Origin of the sequence: Meiothermus luteus (assembly GCF_003574085.1) — a bacterium.
Classification (GTDB): Bacteria; Deinococcota; Deinococci; order Deinococcales; family Thermaceae; genus Meiothermus; species Meiothermus luteus.
Window position 1 is genome coordinate 20,842 of the sequence record NZ_QWKZ01000011.1, and the last position, 22,449, is coordinate 43,290.

The 22,449-nt window shown below is 64.1% G+C and carries 19 protein-coding genes and 1 riboswitch; of the genes, 7 read left to right on the forward strand and 12 right to left on the reverse strand.

Annotation, left to right across the window (positions count from 1 at the left end):
- Window positions 1–29: 29 nt before the first annotated feature.
- From nrdE to Mlute_RS02880, 4 genes are all read right to left on the reverse strand, one after another.
- Entirely contained in the window at window positions 30–2,108 is a 2,079-nt protein-coding gene (gene nrdE / locus Mlute_RS02865; RefSeq protein ID WP_119359244.1) for a class 1b ribonucleoside-diphosphate reductase subunit alpha, read from the reverse strand.
- Window positions 2,095–2,472 (reverse strand): class Ib ribonucleoside-diphosphate reductase assembly flavoprotein NrdI, encoded by a 378-nt coding sequence (nrdI, locus tag Mlute_RS02870; protein WP_119359245.1) that lies wholly within the window; start codon window positions 2,470–2,472, stop codon window positions 2,095–2,097. Before nrdI ends, nrdE begins: the two co-directional genes overlap by 14 nt.
- A gap of 196 nt (window positions 2,473–2,668) precedes the next feature.
- Window positions 2,669–2,743: riboswitch (adenosylcobalamin-variant (AdoCbl-variant) riboswitch) on the reverse strand.
- Window positions 2,744–2,874: 131 nt separating this feature from the next.
- The gene (locus Mlute_RS02875; RefSeq protein WP_119359246.1) at window positions 2,875–5,772 is read right to left on the reverse strand and encodes an adenosylcobalamin-dependent ribonucleoside-diphosphate reductase; all 2,898 of its coding nucleotides are present in this window, start codon (window positions 5,770–5,772) and stop codon (window positions 2,875–2,877) included.
- Window positions 5,773–5,994: 222 nt separating this feature from the next.
- The gene (locus Mlute_RS02880) at window positions 5,995–7,449 is read right to left on the reverse strand and encodes a glycoside hydrolase family 13 protein (RefSeq protein ID WP_119359247.1); all 1,455 of its coding nucleotides are present in this window, start codon (window positions 7,447–7,449) and stop codon (window positions 5,995–5,997) included.
- 150 nt (window positions 7,450–7,599) lie between these two features.
- Between Mlute_RS02880 and Mlute_RS02885 the strand changes: the two genes are divergently transcribed.
- From Mlute_RS02885 to surE, 3 genes are all read left to right on the forward strand, one after another.
- Window positions 7,600–7,806 (forward strand): cold-shock protein, encoded by a 207-nt coding sequence (locus Mlute_RS02885; protein WP_119359248.1) that lies wholly within the window; start codon window positions 7,600–7,602, stop codon window positions 7,804–7,806.
- 78 nt (window positions 7,807–7,884) lie between these two features.
- Window positions 7,885–8,922 (forward strand): fatty acid desaturase family protein, encoded by a 1,038-nt coding sequence (locus tag Mlute_RS02890; RefSeq protein ID WP_119359249.1) that lies wholly within the window; start codon window positions 7,885–7,887, stop codon window positions 8,920–8,922.
- 35 nt (window positions 8,923–8,957) lie between these two features.
- Complete coding sequence (surE, locus tag Mlute_RS02895; RefSeq protein ID WP_119359250.1) at window positions 8,958–9,722, forward strand: 5'/3'-nucleotidase SurE; 765 nt, start codon at window positions 8,958–8,960, stop codon at window positions 9,720–9,722.
- On the opposite strand, the gene Mlute_RS02900 is transcribed toward surE, so the two are convergent.
- Window positions 9,714–11,135: a sensor histidine kinase gene (locus Mlute_RS02900; RefSeq protein WP_119359251.1), complete on the reverse strand. Its 1,422-nt coding sequence runs from the start codon at window positions 11,133–11,135 to the stop codon at window positions 9,714–9,716. The two genes, surE and Mlute_RS02900, sit on opposite strands and share 9 nt — an antisense overlap.
- A gap of 37 nt (window positions 11,136–11,172) precedes the next feature.
- On the opposite strand from Mlute_RS02900, the gene cbiB reads away from it, so the two are divergent.
- Entirely contained in the window at window positions 11,173–12,075 is a 903-nt protein-coding gene (gene cbiB, locus Mlute_RS02905) for an adenosylcobinamide-phosphate synthase CbiB (protein ID WP_119359252.1), read from the forward strand.
- Between the two features lie 15 nt (window positions 12,076–12,090).
- On the forward strand, window positions 12,091–13,104 hold the full coding sequence (locus Mlute_RS02910) for a pyridoxal phosphate-dependent aminotransferase (protein WP_119359253.1): 1,014 nt from the start codon (window positions 12,091–12,093) through the stop codon (window positions 13,102–13,104).
- 14 nt (window positions 13,105–13,118) lie between these two features.
- Here Mlute_RS02910 and lon read toward each other — a convergent pair whose 3' ends face one another.
- The 6 genes from lon to Mlute_RS02940 form a co-directional block, all read right to left on the reverse strand.
- Window positions 13,119–15,497, reverse strand: coding sequence for an endopeptidase La (gene lon / locus Mlute_RS02915; RefSeq protein ID WP_119359254.1), 2,379 nt, complete (start codon window positions 15,495–15,497; stop codon window positions 13,119–13,121).
- Between the two features lie 459 nt (window positions 15,498–15,956).
- Window positions 15,957–16,409, reverse strand: a complete 453-nt coding sequence (gene rplI, locus Mlute_RS02920) for a 50S ribosomal protein L9 (protein WP_119359255.1) — start codon at window positions 16,407–16,409, stop codon at window positions 15,957–15,959.
- An 11-nt stretch (window positions 16,410–16,420) separates the two neighbouring features.
- Window positions 16,421–16,648 (reverse strand): 30S ribosomal protein S18, encoded by a 228-nt coding sequence (gene rpsR / locus Mlute_RS02925; protein WP_220452054.1) that lies wholly within the window; start codon window positions 16,646–16,648, stop codon window positions 16,421–16,423.
- Window positions 16,649–16,695: 47 nt separating this feature from the next.
- Window positions 16,696–17,508 (reverse strand): single-stranded DNA-binding protein, encoded by an 813-nt coding sequence (locus Mlute_RS02930; RefSeq protein ID WP_119359257.1) that lies wholly within the window; start codon window positions 17,506–17,508, stop codon window positions 16,696–16,698.
- Between the two features lie 63 nt (window positions 17,509–17,571).
- A complete protein-coding gene (gene rpsF, locus Mlute_RS02935) occupies window positions 17,572–17,883 on the reverse strand; it encodes a 30S ribosomal protein S6 (protein ID WP_119359258.1) in 312 nt (103 codons plus the stop codon).
- 105 nt (window positions 17,884–17,988) lie between these two features.
- On the reverse strand, window positions 17,989–18,663 hold the full coding sequence (locus tag Mlute_RS02940; RefSeq protein WP_119359259.1) for a molybdenum cofactor biosynthesis protein: 675 nt from the start codon (window positions 18,661–18,663) through the stop codon (window positions 17,989–17,991).
- Window positions 18,664–18,724: 61 nt separating this feature from the next.
- Between Mlute_RS02940 and Mlute_RS02945 the strand changes: the two genes are divergently transcribed.
- The gene (locus tag Mlute_RS02945; RefSeq protein WP_119359260.1) at window positions 18,725–19,129 is read left to right on the forward strand and encodes a rhodanese-like domain-containing protein; all 405 of its coding nucleotides are present in this window, start codon (window positions 18,725–18,727) and stop codon (window positions 19,127–19,129) included.
- Window positions 19,126–20,568: a UDP-N-acetylmuramoyl-L-alanyl-D-glutamate--2,6-diaminopimelate ligase gene (locus Mlute_RS02950; protein ID WP_245958831.1), complete on the forward strand. Its 1,443-nt coding sequence runs from the start codon at window positions 19,126–19,128 to the stop codon at window positions 20,566–20,568. Before Mlute_RS02945 ends, Mlute_RS02950 begins: the two co-directional genes overlap by 4 nt.
- Window position 20,569: 1 nt before the next feature.
- Here Mlute_RS02950 and Mlute_RS02955 read toward each other — a convergent pair.
- The coding region (locus Mlute_RS02955) for a coiled-coil domain-containing protein (protein WP_119359266.1) at window positions 20,570–22,449 on the reverse strand (1,880 nt) is incomplete at its 5' end.

Consider the following 22,449-nt stretch of genomic DNA (forward strand, 5'->3'; position numbering starts at 1 on the left):
TCCTTTCAGTCTAGCCTCAAAACACCCCATCACACCGCGCAGCTCAGGCACTCCTCCACGGAGAGGTTCTTGGTACGGGTGTAGTAGAGGCTTTTGAGGCCCTTCTTCCAAGCGTAAACGTAAAGCCGGGCCAGCTCGCGGGTGCTGGTCTCGCTGGTCACGTAGAGCACCGTGCTGATGCCTTGGTCCACATGGGGCTGAATCTCGGCCACCAAGTCTATGAGGCGGTACATGTTCATGTGGTAGGCCGACTTGTAGTACCAGTAGGTCTCCTCGGAGAGAAAGGGCACCGGGTAGTAGGTGGTGGCGTTGCCGTAGGTGCGGGTCTCCACCACGTCCACGATCGGGGCGATGGAGGGGGTGGCGTTTTGGATGTAGCTGATGCTGGCTGTAGGGGCAATCGCCAAGCGGTAGGCGTGATAGAGTCCGTGCCGTGCCACTTCGGCCTTTAGCCTCGCCCAGTCGGCAGGGGTGGGCAGGGCAATCCCCTCAAAAAGCCACCGCACAGCTTCGGTCCGCGGGCGGAAATCCTCCTCCAAGTAGGGCTCAAAGTAGGCCCCGGTGGCGTAGTCCGACTGGGCAAACCCTTCAAAGGTCACCCCACGCTCGCGGGCAATTCCCATGGAGCGCTCTAGGGAATAAAAGTTCACCGCAGCAAAAAAACTGCGGGCAAAGTCGCGGGCCTCCTCCGACTCGTAACGGATGCGGTTTTTGGCCAGGTAACCGTGCAGGTTCATGGCCCCCAGGCCCACCGAGTGGAAGGCCTGGTTGGCCCGACGCACCCCGGGAGCGTTCCTCACATCCGAGAGGTCGCTTACCGCGGTGAGCATGTCCATGGCGATGTGCACGCTTTCCCTCAACTTCCCCGACTCCATCACGTTCACGATGTTGAGTGAGCCCAGGTTGCAGCTGATGTCGTAGCCAATCTGATCGCCCTCACCGTAGTCGCCGATGGTGGAGGTGGTCTGGAGCTGGAAGATCTCGGTGCAGAGGTTGGACATCTTTATCTGCCCAAGGCGCTTGAGCGGGTGGGCCCGGTTGGCGTTGGTCTTGTAGACGATGTAGGGATAGCCAGACTCAAACTGGGTCTGGGCGATGCGGGTGAGCATCGCCCGAGCCGAGAGGGGACGCTTCTTCACCGCGGGGTGGGCCAAGAGCTCCTCATAGCGCTGGTCAATATCCATGTCGTCCAGGTGCTCCCCAAAAGCCTGGTAGACCGAGTAGGGGGCAAAGACGTAGAAGTCCTCCCCTCGCTCGGCCAGCTCAAAGAACTTGGAGGGCACCACCAGGCCCAACGAGAGGGTCTGGATACGGCTTTTTTCGTCGGCGTTGATTTTCTTGGTGTCCAAGAACTCCTCCACATCCCAGTGGAAGATGTTGAGGTAGACCGCCCCGGCCCCCTTGCGCTGGCCCATCTGGTCGGCGTAGTTGAAGGCGTCCTCAAAGAGCTTCATCACCGGGACCACCCCCTTGGCCGCGTGGGCCACCCCCTTGATGGCCTCACCCCGGGCCCGCAGTTTGGAGAGGTTGATGGCCACCCCCCCGCCGATTTTGGAAAGCTGCATGGCGGTATTGAGGGTGTAGCCAATGGAGTTCAAGGAATCGTCCAACTCCAGGAGAAAACAGCTAACCAGCTCGCCGCGTCGGGCACGCCCGGCGTTCAGGAAGGTAGGGGTGGCAGGCTGGTAGCGCCCCTCCATAAGGGCCCGCACGTAGGCCCGAGCCCGTTCCACATTTCCCTGGGCCAGGTGCAGCGCCACCGCCAAAACGCGGTCCTCATAACGCTCGAGGTACTGCCTTTTGTCGTTGGACTTGAGGGCATAGTCCTTGTAGAACTTGGAGATGGCCATGAAGCTCGGAAAGCGGAAGCCGTAGCTGTAGGCCAGGTCAGAGAGCTCGAGCAGATCCTCCTCGCGGTAAAGCCGGAAGAAGTCCTCGTAGTAACCCTCGGCGATAAGGGCTCGCAGGCGCTCAATGGGCCCGGGGAAAGGCCTTAGCCGCTTCTCAACCTCCTCCTCAAAGGCCCGAGCAGCCTCGAGGTCCTTCTCGAGCTGAAAAAAGCCGTTCTTCTTCTGGAGAATGGCGCTGTTGAGTTCAAGGTAACGCATGTTCCTCCTCTTTGAGTTGGGCCACCGCCGCGAGAAAGCGCAGGCGGTCCCCCTCTGTGCCTGATAGTTCAAACTTGTGCAGGATAGGCAGCCCATACCGCAGGGCCAGAAGGTCTGCCGCGCGGGCAAAGTTCAACCCCCAGTTGCGGTTCCCGCTGGCCGCCACACCTCTTATGAAGGGCCGGTTCCGCTCCACGAAGCGCTCCACCTCCGGGGGCACCTGGCCAAACCCGGTGGTGTAGGTCACCAGCACACAGGGCTCCTCCACCCCCTCCCCTCCGTCCAGAATCCGCCTTCTGGGCAGGGGAAGGCGCTCCGCGAAGCGGGCCACATTCCCGGTTTTGGAAGCGTAGACCACCAGCACGACTCCTCCTAAGACGCCAACCCCCTGGTGGGGCAACAGCCAGCCCAAACGGGCACAGCGAGCCGCGCAACCAAACCCTTATCCCCTGCAAGACAGGGGTGGGCGGAAAAAGGCGGTATCCGCCGTTCTCTAGGTTTTCTGGGAAGCGCTCACCTTAGCCATCCTTTCCGTCCTTGACGCGAGGACTAGGAGACCCAGCCGGGCAGGTAATCGGGCTTTCACCGTTGCGCGACAGCGGCGGAATTGCACCGCACTTCCCCTGTCACCGGTGGGGAAACCACATCTTGTGGTTTCTGGCCGAAAGACTACTACATGTTGTGTTTTTCTGTCAAGGCGGCCCTCGTTTCTAGAAACCGCCCCTGACCGGGTTTTCCCGCTCAGGGGCGGCCTAGGGCTCGAGCCCTACCCACACTTGCTGTACCCGCAGCTATAGCACTTCACACACCCCTCCTCCCGCACCAAGGTGGCCTCACCGCACTCTGGGCAGGGGGAGCCGGGTTTGGACGGAGGGGTCAGGGCCCGCTGCATGGCCTGGGGTACCAGCTCCTCCCCATTAATCCCCGGAAGGGAAACCTTCCCGCTGGTTTCCAGCGCCACCGCAATCAGGTCGGCCTTGCTGGTCACAAAGCGGCCCTGGTAGCTGCCGTACAGCCCCCCGTTGATGCCCCGCAGGGTCCGGACCAGCTCGGCCGGGGGCACCCCATACTGCAAGGCCTTGGAGATGATGCGGCCTAGGGCCTCGCTGTCGGCGTTGGCCTCGTCCCCCGCCTTACCCGAGGTGAGGATGACCTCCACCGGATGCTCGCCCTGCATGTTCACCGTCACCAAGAAGCTACGGCGGGTACCGTCGGCAGCGGTGAGCTTGACCATATCGGTATAGCCCACCAACCGCCCGGTGCGCTCAAAGACGGGCCGGGCCGGGGCCGGCGCGGGGGGCACCTCGAGCAGCCCGGGTTGGACCGCCACGGTCTTCTCCGCGGGCTTTTCTATGGGCTTCTCCTCCTTGCTCACCGAGAGTACCTGGAACTCCCTCGAGCCGTCCCGGTATACGGTAATTCCCTTGCACCCCGTGCGGTAGGCCTCCGTGTAGGCGGCCTCCACGTCCTCCACCGTGGCCTCATGGGGCAGGTTGATGGTTTTTGAGAGGGAGTTTGCGGCGTACCCCTCGGCGTCGAAGGCAGTCTGGACCACCCCTTGCATCCGCACATGGTCCAAGGGCGAGACATCGTGGGCACACTGGAAGACCTTCCGGATGGGTTCGGGCACAAAGGTCAGGCCCTGCACCGAACCCCGCCCGTCCTTCTGGATTTCCTCTACAACCCTCTCCCAGTCCCACTTTCCGCCCTTCTCATAGCCGGGGGCCGGGGGGTAGGCCTCCATAAGCTCTACAAAAAGAGGGTGGAGAAGAGGCTTGTATTCTCCTCCAATCCGGCGCCAGACGAAGGGGCTGAAAACCGGCTCAATGCCGCTGCTAACCCCCATCAGCATGCTCGTGGTACCGGTAGGGGCCACGGTGAGGAGGGCCACGTTGCGGCGGGGGCGGACGCCCAAGGAGCGGAAGTATTCCTCGCGCTCAGCGTAGAGAGGGAAAACCCCTCGCTCCTCACCGAGCCCCTCCGAGGCCGCAATGGCTTCCTCCCGCAGGGCATTCATCACCTGGGCCACCACCCGCCTCGCCTCGGGGGAGGAATAGGGCAAACCCAGTTTGATGAGCATATCGGCCAGGCCCATGACCCCTAGGCCCAGCCGGCGCAGCTCCTGGCTGGCCTTCCGGTTGTCCTCCAGAGCGAAGACGTTCACGTCTAGAACGTTGTCCAAAAACCGCACCGCGGTCCGGATGTCCTTACGGAACTCCTCCATCTGGAAGGTCCCGTCTTTGACATAGGCGGCCAGGTTCAAGGCTCCGAGGTCGCAGGGCTCGCCCACGGTGAGCGGAATTTCACCACATGGGTTAGTGGAACGTATCTGGTAGCGCTCCCCCAACCCCTTCAGGGCCGAAAGGGCGTTGACCCGGTCCACGAAGATGAGCCCCGGCTCCCCCGTGGCCCAGGCGTGCCAGGCGATCTCGTGCCAAAGCCAGCGGGCCGGCACCTTGCCCCCGTAAAGCGGGATGGGGCGGGCCCCATCCGAGGGGCGTTCTGGCAAGTCGGGGAGCTTGCCGGTGTAGGCCCCTTGAACAGGGTAGGGGTAGTACTTACCCGACACCTCAGCCGGCTCCACCGCCCAAAGCCCATCGGCCTGCAAGGCCTGCCAGAAGGCCTCGGTAACTAGGATGGAAATGTTAAAGGTAGAGATGTCGCCCTCGGCGGCCTCGCGGTCCAGGTCCTTGGCGGTGAGGAAGTCTAGGAGGTCGGGGTGGTCAATGGAGAGGGTGGCCATGCCAGCGCCGCGGCGGCTCCCCCCCTGCCGCACCACCCGGAGCACGGGGGCGTAGACGTAGCGTAGTGTCGCCACCGGCCCCGCCTTCTCCGCCCCCAGGTTGGCCCACTCCAGGAAGTTGTCAAAAATCTCCACCAAAAAGCTTACGGGCCCGCTGCTGGTACCCCCTGAGCCCCGGATGGGAGCCCCTTCAGGCCGAAGGGCGCTGAAGTCCACGTGGGGCTCCTGGCCCCTTACCGCCAGGCTCGAGGCAGCCTGGGCGCTCTCAATGATGCCTCGCATATCGTCGGGGATGACCAAGGCTTCGGCGGGCTTCTCCCGCACCGTCATCACCCCGTGGCGGCGGGCCAAAGCGGCCAGCTCAGGGGACAAAAGGCCGTAGACCACCCGGGTCCAGTTGCGCACGGTAATGGGTTCCTTCTGCCCATCGGGGTTGATGGGGGGGCGCATCAGCCCCCTGATGAAGTCTTCCACATCCGGGTGGGCGGCGCTGATGTAGGCGAACCCCCGTACGGTGCCGCGGGAGCCGGCATTCCTCCGAGAGACGTAGGGGTCCAGGTTCACCCCGTTGCCCCCTCCTACCTTGGTGACCAGGGCCAGTTTAGTGGCCACCTCCATAATCCCTTCAAAGCTGCTGGGGTCGTGCGCGGTGGCCCCTTGCACAAAGCAATTGAGCACGTTGCCGTGCTGGGTGCCGGCCCCGGCCAGCACCCGCCCCCCTGGGCAAAAGCGCTTGGAGGCCATCAAGCGGTAGAATTCCTCCGCCCAATAGACCCTTTTCTCCTCCTTCTCCGGCAAGGCCACCCAATTGGCTACCCGCCGGAACATCCCGAAGATATCCCCATCCTCGGGCTGCATGTACTGGCGCTTGGCGATGGAACGGGCGTGGTCGTCAAAAGCGGCCGGCTGGAAACTGCCCATAGGTCCTCCGATAACTCCAGAACACAACCCCCATCGGCTGTCCAATCAATATATGGGGGATTTCGGGCAAGATGCTACTACATATTGTAGCTCACGGCAAGGGTGCGCGGGCAAGGATTAATTTAGACAAAAACAGAATACAACCCCCACCCTTCAACCATCAACCGCAGCTCAGGCCAGCACCAGCCGGCAGCCCAAAGCCGGTGGCCGGCCTCCTGGAGGCTACCCTTGAACCCGCCAAACCGCCAGGGAAAACGGTTCGAGCCCGCCGCCCTCGAGATACCCTCCCACGCAGCGCCCTTCCCTGCCGGAAACCAGGTCTACAGCCCGCTCACCCCGCGACCAAATCCCGTGGAGCGGAATCTGGGCACGCCAGGGCTCAGGGGCAGCATTGACAGCAACCACCACGCTTTCCGTCCCGTGGGAACGGGCAAAGGCCAAATGGCCATCCTGCCCGTAGAGGTACTGGTAGCGCCCGTAGCGCAACGGGGCCACCAAGCGGCGCAGCTTGGCCATCCGACGGATGGTCTCCTGGATATGGGTTTGCCAGCCCTCAGGGTCCCATATCATCCCCCGGCGGTTGTCGGGGTCATGCCCACCAGGCATCCCTATCTCGTCACCGTAGTAGACCATAGGGGCCCCCGGCAGGGTAAAAAGCAGGGCAAAAGCCAAGGAAACCCGCTCCACCTGACCCCGCATCAGGGTGAAGATGCGGGGCGTGTCGTGGGAGGTCATAAGGTTCATCTGGGCGGTCACAACCTCCCATCGGTACCGGCCAAAGAGGTCTTCTAAGCGGTGATGGAAGGCCAAGGCCCCCAGGCTTTCCAGTCGCCCCAGCCCACTCCGGGCTGCCAGGTCCTTGTCCAAGGCCTCGCCCCCCACAAAACCCAGGATGGCCCGGCCCAGGGGGTAGTTCATCACCGCATCAAACTGGTCGCCCTGAAGCCAGCGGCTGGCATCGTCCCAAATCTCGCCCACGATATAGGCCTCTGGGTTTATAGCCTTGACCCTTCGGCGGAACTCCCGCCAAAACTCGTCGTCGTCTATCTCGTTAGGAACGTCCAACCGCCAGCCGTCAATGCCCTGCTCGAGCCAGTACTCGGCCACCCGGAACAAGTACGCACGGCACTCTGGGCTCGAGGTGTTGAACTTGGGCAGCTCAGGGTTGTTCCACCAGGCCGCATAGTTAGGGTGCTTGGTATAGGCGGCCAAGGGGAACTTGTAGATGTGGAACCAGTCCCGGTAGGGCGAAGCGGCCTCGTTCTCCATCACGTGTTGGAAGGCAAAATGAGCCCTTCCACAGTGGTTGAAAACCCCGTCCAAGATAACCCGCATCCCCCGGCGGTGGGCCTCCTCGAGAAGCCGCTTCAGGGCCTCATTGCCCCCCAGGATGGGGTCCACCTGGAAGTAGTCGCTGGTGTGGTAGCGGTGGTTGGCGGTAGAGCTGAAGACAGGACAGAAGTACAAAGCGTTGAAGCCCAGCTCCTGCAGGTAGTCAAGAGCCTCTATCACCCCCCAGAGGTTGCCCCCCTTGAAACCCCGGAGGGTAGGCGGGGCTTCCCAAGGCTCAAAGCCTTCCCGTACCGGGGCGGGCTGCCCTAAAGGCCCCTGGCCGATGCGAAAGCGGTCGGGAAAAATCTGGTAAAAAACCGCGTCTTTGACCCAATCGGGTGTCATCTGACCCTCAACAATCAGCCAGTTTATACCTTGGCGGCGAAACAGCAAGGTCAAACAAACCACAAACCCTCTTGATCTTTGCTAAAAGGAGTGCTAGCATTAAGCGTCCCCCTAAAACCAGTAGGTTGCGGTTGGACGGTAGGAGAAGTAATGAACAAAGGTACAGTCAAGTGGTTCAACGCGGAAAAAGGCTACGGCTTCATTGCTCAAGAGAACGGCCCCGACGTTTTTGTGCATTTCACCGCCATCCAAGGCCAGGGGTTCAAAACCCTGAACGAGGGGGATCGCGTGGAATTTGAGGTTGAGCCGGGCAGGAACGGCAAGGGCCCCCAAGCTAAGAGCGTGCGGGTGCTGTAGATTTACCCCTTCTAAAGCCCCCCAACCCGGGGGGCTTTTCTTGTAAAATCCATCCTCCTAGTCCATAAGGAGCCCTAAATGCACCAGGAACAGCACCTCCGTGAATACACCCGAACCCTAAAAAACCACCTTCCCCGCCACTGCTTTGAACCGGTGCCAACGCGGCTGGCCTATTTACCTGCTCTGCTCGCCCTGTTTGGGCTTTGCCTCTGGGGCATCCTATCTACCCCTCTCGTAGCCCTCAAAATTCTCTTATCCCTGGGAATCGGCTACGCCTTCGTGGGGATGGGCTTTTTGGCCCACGAAATCCTTCATGGGGCGGTTACCAAAAACCCCTGGGTTCGCTCCATCACCGGAACCATCGCCTTTCTCCCCCTGATGGTGGGGGCCAGGCTCTGGCGCAGGTGGCACAATGTGGAGCACCACGGCCATACCCAGCACCCCGAGGACGATCCAGACACCATGGGGGCGCTCGAGAGCATCGGCCAAAGACCCTTCATGAGGTGGCTGTTCCGCCAGGCCCCAGCCCTACGCAGCTTTCTCCTGTTCCTCTCCTTCACCTTCTGGTTTACCCTGCATGCCCAGATGATGCTCTGGCGGTTCTTGCCCGGGTTCAAGCCTTCCGAGCGGCCAGCGGTGGTCTTTCAGGCCCTCCTCCCTCCTTTGGTCTGGGGGGGCGTGCTCCTCTGGGTAGGGCCCCTCAACTTCCTGTTCATCTACTTGGTCCCTTGGATGCTGGCCAACGCTACCGCCATGAGCTTCATCGCCACCAACCACTTGCTGAACCCCCTTACCGAAACCAACGATCCGCTTCTAAACAGCCTGACCGTGCGCAACCCTCCCTTCGTTGAGTGGCTCACCCTGGGCTTTGGCTACCACACCGAGCACCACATCTTCCCTGCCCTCTCGCCCAAGTACGCACCCCAAGTAGGGCAGAAGCTCAAGGCCCTCTGGCCGGAGCGCTACAACGAACTGCCCCACTGGAAAGCGCTGTATTACCTGTGGAAAACCCCACGGCTTTACCGGGACCACCGCAACCTGATTGAACCCACCACTGGACGGGTTTTCGGCACCCTGGGCTTCGGCCTGGAGGAAAAGCTCCGCCAAGAGAAGTAAGCAGCCCTTGGGTTTTTGGTTTAGGCTAATCCCGTATGCGCATCCTGGTCGCCAACGACGACGGCATCTTCTCTCCGGGAATCAAAGCCCTGGCGTTTGCCTTGCGCGGGCTAGGAGAGGTCAACGTGGTGGCCCCCGACGTGGAGCAGTCAGGGGTGGGCCACAGCATCACCTTCCGCCGCCCCTTGCGTTTCAAGCACACCGCCTCGGCAGGATTCGGCGAGATACCCGCTTACCGGGTAGACGGAACCCCGGCGGACTGCGTGGTGCTGGGCAGCCAGCTCCTGGGCCGGCCCGATGTGGTGGTTTCGGGCATCAACATTGGGGTCAACATGGGCCTAGACCTGACCCACTCCGGCACCGTAGCCGCTGCTCTGGAAGGCGCCTCTTTGGGCATCCCCTCCATCGCCTTCAGCCTGGACGCTTCGGGCGAGGAACTGCGCTTTGACGAGGCTGCTCGCCACGCTGCGTCCATCGTGCGCTGGGTGCTGGAACACGGGCTTCCCCCCAAGACCCTGCTCAACGTGAACTTTCCCAACCGAAGCCCGCTCGGCATCCGGATCACCCGGCTCTCCACCCACCGCTACGAAGACTCGGTGGTCAAGCGCATAGACCCCGAGGGGCGCCCCTACTACTGGGTAGCAGGCAAACCCACCGCCGAGCTAGAGGAAGGCACCGACTTCTGGGCAGTCCAGCAGGGCTACATCTCGGTCACCCCCATCACCTTGGACTACACCAACCACGCCTTTGCCGCCGAACTCAGGGAAAGCTTCCGGTTAGAAATCCCCCAGCTAGGCTAGCTGGGTCTGAGGAGCGCGGGCCCGACGTAGGGAAACGCTGAAGACCGAGCCTCTGCCCGGCTCGCTCTCTACCCAGACGCTCCCCCCATGGGCCTCCACGATAGAGCGAACAATGGCCAACCCTAGCCCGCTACCCCCCCGCTCCCGGTCGCGGGCCTTATCCACCCGGTAAAACCGCTCAAACAGATGGGGCAGGTGCTCTTTGGGAATGCCATCCCCGTCGTCTTCTACCCGCAGCACCACCCGCTCATCCAAGTCGCGTACCACCAACCGCACCCGCCGGGCATGGGCCTTGATGGCGTTGGAAACCAGATTGGCCAGCACCTGGTGTAGCCGCTCAGCATCTCCCAAAACCCATAGGTCTTCCGGAGCCTCAATCTCAATCTGCCCCTCAAAGCTCTTGCTGTACTCCTCCTGAATTTCATTCAGCACCGTTTGAAGGTGCACCGCCCCTAGCTCCACCTTCCAGCCCCCACCGGTTTTGGATAGCTCGAGCAAATCCCCCACCAGCTTCTGCATCCGCTCGGCCTCACGTTTGATAATCTCCAGGCTCTCCCGCTGCTGCTCGGAAACCTGGGTGCGCCGAAGCAGGTAGTTGATGTGGCCCAGGATGGCCGTGATGGGGGTACGCAGCTCATGCGAAGCATCGGCCAGAAACCGACCCTGGGTCTCCCAGGCGGCCTCGAGCCGGGCCAGCATCCGGTTGAGCGACTTGACCAGCGAGGCCACCTCGTTGTTCCCCATGAGCTCGGGCAGCCTCTCGGGCTTGGCGCTCATCTGCTCGGCCTTCTTGGCCACCCACTCCAGCGGCTCGAGAGTTTGGCGCACGAGCCGAAAGGCCAAAAACCCTCCGAAGACCAATACCAACAACGCCGTAGCGGCATAGGTGCGGGCAAAGTCAGCCAGGGTGCTCCTTATTCCCTCAGTAGACCTTCCCACCATCAGGATGACGAGCTGGGGTCCTTGGGGGATGCCGGCAATCTCCGTTTCTATCCGCTCGGCCCGCAACCGCAGCGGCACTTGGGCCCCATCGCGGCGAAGCAGGGTGGTCTCGGTGTAGATGCCCCCCAGGCGCAACACCTCCTGCAAGGCTTTTTCCGAAAGGGTGAGGCTGGCGCCATCCAGGGCCAGCGACTTGGCGATGGGAATGGCTGCCCCTTGCAGAATATCGCTTGCGGTGGGGTTGGGAAAGGGCACCCAAAGGGCCTGGCCGTAGACCGTGAAGGGGAGTCCCTCCAAACTGCCCTGCTCACGGATCAGCCGCTGGGCGGTCTGAGAAGCCTCCACGAGCTCACGGCGCAGGTTCTCGTAAAGGATAAACTGAAGGGTACCGTAGACCGACCCCCCGATGAGAAGCTGGAGCACAAACAACAGGCCCAGGGTGAGCAGGGTAATGCGGGTGCGGAGGGTCATACCTCTGATGATACGCCCGATGGTAGGCTCTGGAGGGATGTCCATCCTGCTGGCTCTGCTTCTGGACTGGTGCTTTGGGGAACCCCCGGCCAAAGCCCATCCGGTGGTGCTCATGGGCCGCTACCTCCACCTAGCCGGGCAGGGGCTGACCCGCCTCCCCCCTCGCTTGGCCTTCTGGCGAGGGGCCCTGTTTTGGTGCTTGGGGGCCGGAGCCTTTGCCGGGGGGTACGGCCTGCTGGGCTGGCTCCTGGGCCACCTACCCTCCTGGCTGGGGCTGCTCCTAAGCGGCCTCTTCCTAAAGCCCTTGTTCGCCTTTCGGATGCTCCTGGAGGAGGCTCAGGCGGTAGAGGAAGCGCTGAAAGGAGGGCTGGAGCGAGGCCGCGAGCGGCTCCGCTACCTGGTAAGCCGCGACACCCAGGCCCTTTCCGAAAGCGAGGTGCGGGAAAGCCTGCTGGAATCGGCAGCAGAAAACCTGTCCGACTCAGTTGTGGCCCCCCTCTTCTGGTACCTGCTCCTAGGGTTGCCGGGGGCCGCCCTTTACCGCTTTGCCAACACCGCCGACGCCATGTGGGGCTACCGCGGTGCCTGGGAGTGGAGCGGGAAGTGGGCGGCTCGAGCCGACGACCTTCTGAACTGGCTCCCGGCCCGGGTCACAGCGGGCCTCCTTTGGCTCGTCTCACGGCGCTTTTCCCCTCGAGCTTTGTTCCAAGAAGCCTGCAAAACCCCCTCCCCCAACGCGGGCTGGCCCATGGCCGCGCTGGCCCTGGCCTTGGGCCTGCGGCTGGGCAAACCAGGGGTGTATACCCTAAACCCCTCCGGCCGCCCTCCTCGGTCTGAGGAAGTCGCCCAGGGGCTGCGGATGGTGGCCCGGGCTGGCTGGCTGGGCGGGCTGCTCCTAGCCTCAATCGAGGCCTGGGCCTATATCCTGAAATGGTTCTAGGATAAAGCTGTAGCTATGATTGACGACGTGCTCAAACCCATCCACGGCGGAACGGACAGCGGCTCCCCGCCCCGCTACGACTTCTCCACCAATGCCAACGGCCTGGGCCCCGATCCCCACGCCTTGGCCGCCATCCGGCAGGCCGACCCCAGCCGCTACCCCGACCCCCTCTACACCGAGACCCACGCCGCACTGGCCTACCACCACGGGGTAGCCCCCGAGCAAGTGGCGGTAGGCAGCGGCACCAGCGAACTAATCCACCGCCTGACCCGGCTGCGCTACCTGCGGGGGCCCATGCTCATCCTGCCCCCCACCTTCTCGGAATACGCCCGGGCGGCCCAGCCCGCCGAGCTGCCCCTGCTCAAGGCGGAAAGCCCCCAGCGCTTCCTACAGCTTTTGCCCCAGGCCACCCTGGCCTTCCTGTGCGTGCCCAATAACCCTACTGGGGAGATCTACGAATTTCTCTTTGAAGCCGCAGAAATCGCCCAGCAGCGCCAGGTGGTGCTGGTGCTTGACCTGGCCTACTACCACCTCTGCCCAGACCCCCCACCCCTTCCCCCCTCGGCTTGGAAGCTCTACAGCCCCAACAAGGCCCATGGCCTGACCGGGGTGCGGGCGGGGTATCTGGTAGCCTCCCAGGACCTGAATCACTTTCGGCACATCGCCCCTTCCTGGGTGCTGGGGGTCCACGGGGAGGCCTTCCTGAGGGCCGTGCTCCAGCCCCCCTCACAGGCCTGGCTGGCCCAGACCCGCGCCGAGCTGTGGCGGCTTCGGGCAGAGCTGGCCCAGGGCCTGCGGGCGCTGGGGCTGGAGGTGCGGGAAAGCCCGGCCAACTTCCTCCTGGTACGGGTAGGCCAGGCCACCCCGGTAGCCCTCAGGCTGCGGGAAAAGGGTCTGCGGGTACGGGACTGCACCAGCTTTGGCCTACCCGAGTGGCTTCGCCTCTCCGCCCAGCCCCCCGCTGCCCAAAGGGCGCTGCTGCAAGCCCTGCCAGAGGTGCTGGCCGAGCTCCGCGTGGGAGCCTTCTGAGGAGCTCCCCCAGGCTAAGCGCCGGCACCGGGCTGCTGCCGATTCTCGCCAGGCCGTACCGGGGGCATCGCCGGCTCCGGCAGCAGAAGGTAGCGCAGTACTTCCCCTACGTCCTCCACGAGCTTTATCTCTAGGCCCTCTAGGACCTCCTTGGGCAGCTCCTCGAGCTGGGGCTCGTTGTCCTTGGGCAGCACCACCTTGTGGATGCCGGCCTGGTGGGCGGCCAAGAGCTTCTCCTTGACCCCCCCAATGGGCAGCACCTTGCCCCGCAGGCTCACCTCGCCGGTCATGGCCACGTCCATACGGGCTGGGCGGCGGGTGAGCGCGCTGGCGATGGCGGTGGCCATGGTAATCCCCGCGCTGGGCCCGTCCTTGGGGGTAGCACCATCGGGCACGTGCACATGCAGGTCGTACTTGGCGTGAAACTCCTCCGGAAGCCCCCACTCGGCGCTGTGGGCCCGAAGGTAGGTGAGGGCTGCTTGGGCCGACTCCTTCATGACCTCGCCAAGCTGGCCGGTGAGGTTCAGCTTGCCCGTACCGGGCACCGCGGCCACCTCAATGGTGAGCAGGGTGCCCCCTACCGGCGTCCAGGCCAGGCCCTGGGCGGTGCCCACCTGGGGCTCGGTTTCGGCCCTGTCGGGGCGGTAGCGGGGAATGCCCAGGTAGGCGGGCAGATCGGGTGCGTCCACCGTTCGCACCCCTTCCCAGGGGGCCTCGAGCCAGAGCTTGGCCCCCTTGCGGGCAATCTTGCCCAGCTCACGCTCTAAACCGCGCACCCCCGCTTCGCGGGTATACTCGGTGATGACCCGCAGGATGGCCGCATCGGTAACCTCCATCCGGCCCTCCATCCCCGACTCCTTGCGCTGCTTGGGCCACAGGTACTGCCGGGCAATGGCCGACTTCTCCAGGTTGGTGTATCCCGGTATCTCTATGACCTCCATGCGGTCCAGGAGGGGCCGGGGAATGGTCTGGAGGCTGTTGGCGGTGGTGATGAAGAAGACCCGCGAAAGGTCGTAGGGAACATCCAAGTAGTGGTCGGTAAAGGTGTTGTTCTGCTCCGGGTCAAGCACCTCGAGCATGGCGCTGGCCGGGTCGCCCCGCCAGTCGGAGCTCATCTTGTCAATCTCGTCCAGCAGGATTACCGGGTTGATCACCCCCACCTGCTTCATGGCGTGGATGATCTTGCCCGGCATGGCCCCAATGTAGGTACGCCGGTGGCCGCGAATCTCGGCCTCATCGCGCACCCCCCCCAGGCTGATGCGGTGGAACTTGCGGTTCATGCTCCGGGCAATGGAGCGGCCCAAAGAGGTCTTGCCCACCCCTGGGGGGCCCACCAGGAGCAGGATGGGGGCCTTGTTGCGCACCTCCTGGCCCTGGGTCAGCTGGCGCACCGCCAGGTACTCCAAAATGCGCTCCTTGACATCCTTTAGGCCATAGTGGTCCTCGTCCAGAACCGCCCGGGTATGGGCGATGTCCAGCACCTCGGGGTCGGCCTTGGTCCAGGGCACCTCGGTGAGCCAGTCCAGGTAGGTCCGGGCCACAGTGGCCTCGGGGCTGCCCTGCTGCATCCGCTCGAGCCGGTCCAGCTCCTTGAGAGCCTTGGTCTTGACCGGCTCGGGCATTCCCACTTCCTCAATCTTCTTGCGCAGGGCCTCCAGGTCGTTGTAGGCATCCTCCCCGCCCAGCTCCTTCTGGATGGCCTTCATCTGCTCGCGCAGGTAGTACTCGCGCTGGTTGGTATCCATCTGCTCCTTGACCCGCTGGGCCACCCGCCGGTCCAGCTCAAAGCGCTCCAGGTCGCGCGTGAGCAAGGAGAGCACCCGGCGCAGCCGGGCCTCGAGGTCCACCAGCTCCAGAATTTCCTGCTTCTCGGCCACCGTCCAGGTGGCGTGGTAGGCGATGGTATCGGCCAGCACTGCAGGGTCGGAGGTAGCCCGCACCGCCTCGAGCTGGTACCGGTCAAGCCGGAGGGACTTGTGGTTGGCCACATACTTGTCAAAAGCCTCCTTCAGCTCGTCCACCAGCACCCGAACCACCGCCTCATCGGCGGGGAGCACCTCGGTGTGGACCTCTCCCCTGGCCCGCAGGTAGGGCCCCATCAGGTAGTCCTTGATTTCAGCGCGGGCCCGGGCCTCCACCACCACCTGCAGGGTTCCGTCGGGCAGGCGCATGGCCTGCTTAATCACCGCTTGCACCCCCCAGGTGTAGAGGTCGGCCGGGGCGGGGTCGTCCACCTCCGGGTCGCGCTGGGCCACCAGGAAAATAAGCCGGTCGGCCCCCATGGCCTCCTCAACGGCGCGCTTGCTCTTTGCCCGTCCCACGTCCACCGGGGTGGTGGTGTGGGGCAGAATAACCGTATTACGCAGTGGAATGACCGGCAGTTCTAAGCGCATAGGGTATCCGTCTCCCGTGTTCCGCCTGGGGGTTCATCGCTCGCTCGGCGGATAGGAGCGACAGGTACTTTTGATTTTACTGGGAGACGACCCAGGGATAGGGTCAAATCTTACACTTAGTCTATTTGAGCGTTAGAGGCTCAAGCTTAGCGCGCCCCCAAGGCCAAGCGCTGTCTGCCCCTTTGGGAGGGTCTTTGTGGATTCAGAGAAGAGCAGCCGGCCGTTAACGCGCGTAAACCAGGCCCTTGGCTCCGGGTTCGTCCCCCCGTCGTCCCCCTCTTTGAGGATATGGAGGACAAGCCCAGGGATCGAGCTTCTGGGCACCACGCACACACATCCCCAAAGCCCAAAAAGCGCAAGGGCATCCTCGGTGGAGAAAAGGGTCTTCAGTCTGTCTAGCCTTTTTCAATGGGCAAACCCCCGCTCGAGCCTGGGCTCGAGCGGGGAAAAAGCAGGCCGTCAGTCTCCCTTTTCGGCCTGGACCGAGACCTTCAGGGTAATGGGCACCTCGGGGTGGGGCTTGTAAGGAACCGCGTACTCCCCCAACTCCTTAATGGGCCGCTCCAAGGCTAGCTTCTTGGGGTCAATGGTGATTTGGTGCTGGGCCTCGAGGGCCGCGGCAATCTCGCGGCTGGTCACCGAGCCGTAGATTTTCTGGTCACCGGCCTTTACCCGCAGCACCAGGGTAATAGGCTCTAGAAGCTCGCGCAGCCGCTCAGCCTCGGCCCTGCGCTCAGCGGCCCTCTTGGCCTGGGCCTGAATTTTGGCCTCCAGGGTTTTTAGGTTGCTCTCGGTCGCCAGCGCAGCCAGGCCGCGGGGCAGCAGGTAGTTGCGGGCGTAGCCTGGCTTGACGTTGACCACCGCCCCCACATCGCCCAGGTTCTCCACGGGTTCAAGCAGGATTACCTTCATCGCTTTACCCCCTACTTGCGCACCAGCTTTTCGGTAAAGGGCAGCAGACCCATCACTCGAGCCCGTTTAATGGTGCGGGCCAGCTTGCGCTGTTCTTTGGCGGAAAGCCCGGTGCGGCGACGGGGAAGAATCTTGCCCGTCTCTGAGAGAAAGCGCTTCAAAATCTCCACGTTCTTGAAGTCGGTGAGGTCAAAGGGCCCTACCGCCGCGGCGACCTTAGGCTTGCGGCCCCGGCGCACGTTCTTTTCCTGGCGCTCCTTGCTACGGTTGGAAACTTTTTTGCTGCTCAAAACGGCAAATCCTCCTCAGGTGGGAAGTCTTCTAAGCCTTCTTCAATGTCTATCTTGCCCGTACGGCCATTTTGGGAACCGTCTCCACCTGACTGAACGGTTCCACGGGCAAGCCGCTCGAGGCGCACCAGCTCTACCCGGGTGACGTAGCGCTTAGTGCCATCCTGAGCTACCCAGGAGTCGTTTACCAAGCGTCCCATGAAGAACGCCCCTTCACCCTTCCTGAGTTCCCCCGCGTACTCGGCCAGCTCCCGCCAAGCCTGGGCCTCTATGTAATGGGTCCTCTCCTGCTCCGCACCCTGCCGGGAGGTGTACCGCTCGTTCACCGCCAGCCCCAGCCGGGCCACGGCGGTTCCCTGAGGGGTGTAGCGCACCTCTGGGTCGCGGGTCAGGTTGCCCACCAGCATCACCAGGTTGAGCCCTCCCCGGAGCCGCTCCTGCCCCCGGGCGTCGGTCACCGTGACCGTCCCCCGCTTGCCCTCCAGCGCCAGCACCTCAATTCGCTCGGCGCGGATCTCTAGGCTGCTCTTCTTCTGGCCCTCCTGCTCCCAGGTGCGGTACTCGAGCCGCCCGTCCACAAAAAGGGCCATCCCTGCTTTCAGGTTGTCCCCCCAGAACTCCGCGCTCTTACCGAGCAGCTTGGCCCGGTGGTACCAGGGCACCTCACGGGTCTGGCCCTGCTCATCGGTGATGAACTCGGTGCCTGCCAGGTTAAGCTCCATCACCGCCAGGCCACCTGCGGTGTAGCGCAGCTCAGGGTCTTGGGTCAGGGTGCCCACCAGGGTCACGCGGTTGAGGCCTCGAGCCATAATTTTCCCTCTTTTTGCTCCTTTTCACCCGCTTTGCTCGAGCCCCAGAACTCAAGCAAAGGTCTACTCCTTCTGGCTGTTGCGCCACTCGGGGCGGTCGCGGATGATGGTCACCCGGCGGACATGGTCGCGCAAGCGCAGCTCACGCTCCAAGGCGGCGTTCTGGTCGCCGGCCATCTCCACGGTGTAGAAGACCAGGCGGCCATCGGGGTCCTTCCGGATGGGGTAGGCCAGCTTGCGGTTGCCCCAGTCGTCCACGTTCTTAATCTGGGCCCCGTGGCGCTCCAGGGTAGCCTTGATGCTCTCCAGCTCCTGCGCAGCCTGGACCCCATCCAGGTTGGGGTTTAGGACCAAGCCCACTTCGTACTGCGGCATGCTCACCTCCTTTCCTCAGGCCTCCTTTTCCCGGAGGCACAGCAAAGCGCAGCGACCCTTCCCAGGTCACTAAGCTGGCAGTATAGCAGATGGCCGGCTCCAGGGCTACAGCCGATGGCCCTCTGGGGCCTGCCCTTCCACCCAGTAGGCCCCATCGGGCAGGTATTCCTTCTTCCAAACCGGTAGAATCTGCTTGACCCGCTCTATGGCGTAACGGCAGGCCTCAAAAGCCTCGGGGCGGTGCGGCGCGGAAACCACGATGAGTATAGAGGCTTCCCCGGGGTTAACCCGGCCCAGGCGGTGCCAAATGGCCACCCGGCCCAGCACCCAGCGGGCCCGCATCTCATCCACAATCTGCCGCAACACCTTCTCGGCCATGCTGGGGTAAGCCTCATACTCCAGGTGGGTCACCGGAAGGCCCCTGTTGGGGCTGCGGACGGTGCCCAAAAAGCTCACCACCGCGCCGTAAGGCCCCTCCGAGGCCCAGTCCACCCAGCGCTCCACCGACAAAGCCTCGTGGGTCAGGCCCAGGCTGTCCTCCGCCGCACCCCCCGAGACCGGCGGCAGAAAGGCCAGCTCATCCCCTTCTTTGAGGGCATCCCCTGGTTGGGCCAAAGCCTCGTTGATGGCTGCCAAGCCGCCGGAGAGCCGAAGAGGATACTGCCCCTCCAGAAGCGCTTTGACCTCACCCACGGTGGCCCCAGGAGGAAGGGTGAGCTCGAGCCGGCCCTGCCCCACCTGCTCCCGGTACGCGCCAAACAACAGCACCGAAACCCGCATAAGAAGATTCTGCACAGCCCTCCCCAGTGGTGTCCAGCCCAGGCCGTTATAAACTGGAACCATGCAGCTTAAGGTAGGTTACAAAGCCCTGCTCGAGCAGGCCCTAGCCGAGGTGGAAACCGTCCCCGTAGAACAGGCCAAGGGCTACCTGGGCCACCCCAACTACGTCTTCGTGGACCTGCGCGACATCAGGGAGCTGTGGCGCGAGGGCAAAATACCCGGGGCCTTTCACGCCCCACGGGGGATGCTGGAGTTCTGGATTGACCCCGAAAGCCCCTACCACAAGCCCATCTTCGCCTCGGGGAAGAAGTTCGTCTTCTACTGCGCTGGGGGCTGGCGCTCGGCTCTGGCCGCCCAGACCGCCCAGCGCATGGGCCTAGAGGCGGTCTGCCACATTGAAGGAGGGTTCAAGGCCTGGGTGGAAGCCGGGGGGCCGGTTGAGCGGGTGGAGGCCAAGCAAGGGTGAGGCCTAACCTGAAGGAGCTCCTCTCCGCCTTCGGACTGGAGGCCCCCCCACTGGAGGTGCGGGGCATCACCCACGACTCCCGTCTGGTGGAGCCAGGGTACCTCTTCGTAGCCATGCCGGGGGTGCCGCTGCCCAGCCGCAAGCCCCTAGACGGCCACGACTTCATCCCCGAGGCCCTGCGGCGGGGAGCGGTGGCAGTGGTCGGCACGCGTGAGCTGGAGCTGCCGGTGCCCTATCTGCGGGTGGAGAACCCCCGGGCGGCCCTGGCCGACCTCTCGGCGGCCTTTTTTGGGCATCCAGGGAGGAGGCTGGAGCTTTTCGGGGTTACTGGCTCCAAGGGGAAGACCACCGTAGCGGTGCTGCTGCACCACCTGCTGCAGTCGGCCGAGCCCCCGGTAGGGCGGCTCTCTACGGTAGGGGTTAGGGTCGGGCAAGAGGATTTTTCCCTACCAGGCCACTTCACCACCCCCGAGGCCCCCCAGGTACAGGAGCTGCTTTACCGCTTTGTGCAGGCCGGCTGCCGACGAGCGGTGCTGGAGGTGAGCAGCCACGCCCTGGCCCTGGAGCGGGTGCGGGGGCTTTCCTACGCGGTGGGAATTTTCACCAACCTCTACGAGGACCACCTTGACCTGCATGGCAGCATGGAGAACTACTTTGCTGAGAAGCGCAAGCTGCTGGAGCGCTCGAGCTTTGCCGTGGTGAACAGCGATAACCCCTGGACGCGGACCCTGGCCCACCGGCCCCAGTCCTGGACCTACGGCCACGCCGGCCACTGGCGGGCCGAGCACCTCTTGGAGGAAAGCGCCGGGCTCCGCTTTGAGGTGGTCTCCCCCCTGGGCCGCTTCCCGGTGGAGCTGCCCATGCTCGGGCGCTTCAACGCGGACAACGCCCTGGCGGCCATGGCCGCCGCCGCCCGGGCGGGCCTACCGACGGAGCAGATGCAAGAGGCCCTGGCCCGCTTTCCAGGGGTACCGGGCCGAATGCAGCTCATCCAGCACCACCCCTTCCGAGTGGTGGTGGACTTCGCCCACACCGGGGCCAGCCTAGAAGCAGCCCTGCGAACGCTCCGGCCCACCACCCAAGGTCGCCTGGTGGTGGTCATCGGCGCAGCCGGGAACCAAGATCCCTCCCGGAGGGCAGGGATTGGGCGGGTGGCCGCCCGGCTGGCCGACTATGCCATCTTCACCGAAGAAGACTACCGCAGCGAGCCGCTGGAGGCCATCCTAAAAGCCATGGCCGAGGCCCACGGCGACCCACGGCGCCACACTCTAATCCCCGACCGACGGGCGGCCATCCACTACGCCATCGCCCACGCCCAACCCGGCGACACCCTGCTCTTCAGCGGCAAGGGCCACGAGCGCACCCTGGAGCGGGGCGACCAGGTCCTGCCCTGGAACGAGGTGGAGGAGGTGCGGCGGGCGCTGGGGCAGGAAGTCTAGCCTACAGGGCCTTCAAGGCCTCCCGCTGGCGCTCGAGCAACACCAGAAGCCGGGAAAGCAGGGCCTTCTCGGCCAGCACCACCAGCCCCTTCCGCCCCAGCGGCACCAGGAGCAACACCCACTGGGGCAGGGAAATGACCGAGAGCTGGGCCGGACTGCCCCGCAGCTCCTGGGCCAGATTACCCAACTCGTCAAAGACCACCTGGGCGGTCTTGGGGGCAAAGGGGAGCTGGCCGCAGACCAGCCGGCCCCCCTCAATCAGGGCCACCGCCTCCACACCCCGCAACAAGAAGGGCTGTAGGGCCTCAGGGTAGCCCTGGGGGCCCTGCTTGGGGGCATCAAAAACGTTGAGCAGGGAATCTAGGTCGGCCTGCTTGAGCTCCTGCATCAGGCTTTGGGCCGCAGCGTACTCCTGGGCGAGCTGGGCCCCTAGCCGCTCGGCCTCTTCCAGCGCCCGCCGCACCTCCAAAAGCCCTCCTGCCCCCAGTCGGGGCAGCCGCTCGGCGGCGGCCTCCAGAAAGTCGCAAAGCGGCTTGAGGCGCAGCGCGGTCTCGCCTCCAACCGACTTGTGGGTCGCGTAGGCCTCAAGCAAGGCCAAAATCCGCTGCGAGAGCTCCTTTCGCAGGGCCTCTTGGGCCTGGCGCAGCCTGCCCAGCAGGGCGTGCACCTGGCTAAGGTCGGGCAGCTCGCCCGACTGGAGGTGGGCCCGGGCCTGGTTCACCTTTTCCAGAAGCTCCTCACCACCCAGCCCCGCCATGCTGCGGGCCACCGCCTCGTAACGGGCCAGCTCCTCAGCAATCGCATTGCGCCGAGCGGTGTAGAGTTCCGAGAGGGCCTGCTCGAGGGGCCTGGGGTCGGCAATGCGCCCCTGGGAAAGGGCCTCTCGAGCCGCCTGGAGGGGCCTTTTGAGCTCAATGAGGGACTCCTTGAGGGTCTGCTCCAGGTGGCGGATGCGGGCCTCGAGGGCCGCAAGCCGTTCGGCCACCAGCTTCTGGGCCCGCCCCATCAGCTCGCCCACCGCGCGCTCCAACTCCCCCAAACTGCCTCCCCCCTGCTCCAGCCGGGTCAACAGGTTTTTCCTGTCCGGTTCGAGGATTTCCAGGGTAGGCAGGGCCTGCACCTGGGCCTTCAGCCCCATCCGCTTGAGGCTCTCCTCCTCCCGCTCTTTGGCAAGCTGGGCCAGCAGCTCGGAAAGCTGGTGGCGCAGGGCCTGCAGGGCCTCCTCGGAAACCTCTGGATAAGCCAGAGCTTGCAAAAAGGCCTCTACCTGGGGCCGGCCGCGGAAAGGGGACAAAGAGACCTCGGCCTCGCTGCGCAAGGTGGCCAGGGCCTGCTCGAGGCGGGCCTGGCGTTCCCGCTGCTCCCGCAGGGCCCGTTCCTCAGCCTCCAACTCCTCAGCTGCCCGCTCCAGCTCGGGAAGCTCGCTGGGGAGCCCGCCCGCCTGCAGGGTTTCCGAGAGGGCCGCAAGCCGGGCCCGCAGCGAGGCGGTCTTCTCCTGGGGCAGGCTCAGCCGGCGCAGCCGCTCCACCAGCCACTCGTAGCGCACCCGGGCCTCCGAAAGGGCCTCGGCGTAGGCCTTCTTGAGCTGTTCCTCAAAAGCCCCAAGCCGCTCGCCCAAGGGGTTGCCCGAGGCCAGCTCAGCCTCCAAGCGGGCCAACTCCTCGGCCACCGGGGGCAGCCCCAGCACCGCAGCGTAGCGCTCACAAAGCCCCTCCAGGCGCCTTTTGTCCTCGGCTACATCAATCTCGCGGATGCGCGACTGCTGCTCGGCGGTGAGGGAGTCAAAGTCCAGGTCAAGCACCAGCGCGCTTTCGTCAAAGTCGTCAACCAAAACCTCCCGGGGGGCCTCGAGGGTGGGGTCCTTTAGCACCACCTGGGGCT

What these genes read in the sequence shown, in the direction of transcription:
- nrdE (WP_119359244.1), bottom strand. Translation starts at nt 2,108, where the DNA reads ATGCGTTACCTTGAACTCAACAGCGCCATTCTCCAGAAGAAGAACGGC.
- Mlute_RS02875 (WP_119359246.1), bottom strand. Translation starts at nt 5,772, where the DNA reads ATGGGCAGTTTCCAGCCGGCCGCTTTTGACGACCACGCCCGTTCCATC.
- Mlute_RS02880 (WP_119359247.1), bottom strand. Translation starts at nt 7,449, where the DNA reads ATGACACCCGATTGGGTCAAAGACGCGGTTTTTTACCAGATTTTTCCC.
- Mlute_RS02885 (WP_119359248.1), top strand. Translation starts at nt 7,600, where the DNA reads ATGAACAAAGGTACAGTCAAGTGGTTCAACGCGGAAAAAGGCTACGGC.
- Mlute_RS02890 (WP_119359249.1), top strand. Translation starts at nt 7,885, where the DNA reads ATGCACCAGGAACAGCACCTCCGTGAATACACCCGAACCCTAAAAAAC.
- surE (WP_119359250.1), top strand. Translation starts at nt 8,958, where the DNA reads ATGCGCATCCTGGTCGCCAACGACGACGGCATCTTCTCTCCGGGAATC.
- Mlute_RS02900 (WP_119359251.1), bottom strand. Translation starts at nt 11,135, where the DNA reads ATGACCCTCCGCACCCGCATTACCCTGCTCACCCTGGGCCTGTTGTTT.
- cbiB (WP_119359252.1), top strand. Translation starts at nt 11,173, where the DNA reads ATGTCCATCCTGCTGGCTCTGCTTCTGGACTGGTGCTTTGGGGAACCC.
- Mlute_RS02910 (WP_119359253.1), top strand. Translation starts at nt 12,091, where the DNA reads ATGATTGACGACGTGCTCAAACCCATCCACGGCGGAACGGACAGCGGC.
- lon (WP_119359254.1), bottom strand. Translation starts at nt 15,497, where the DNA reads ATGCGCTTAGAACTGCCGGTCATTCCACTGCGTAATACGGTTATTCTG.
- rplI (WP_119359255.1), bottom strand. Translation starts at nt 16,409, where the DNA reads ATGAAGGTAATCCTGCTTGAACCCGTGGAGAACCTGGGCGATGTGGGG.
- Mlute_RS02930 (WP_119359257.1), bottom strand. Translation starts at nt 17,508, where the DNA reads ATGGCTCGAGGCCTCAACCGCGTGACCCTGGTGGGCACCCTGACCCAA.
- rpsF (WP_119359258.1), bottom strand. Translation starts at nt 17,883, where the DNA reads ATGCCGCAGTACGAAGTGGGCTTGGTCCTAAACCCCAACCTGGATGGG.
- Mlute_RS02940 (WP_119359259.1), bottom strand. Translation starts at nt 18,663, where the DNA reads ATGCGGGTTTCGGTGCTGTTGTTTGGCGCGTACCGGGAGCAGGTGGGG.
- Mlute_RS02945 (WP_119359260.1), top strand. Translation starts at nt 18,725, where the DNA reads ATGCAGCTTAAGGTAGGTTACAAAGCCCTGCTCGAGCAGGCCCTAGCC.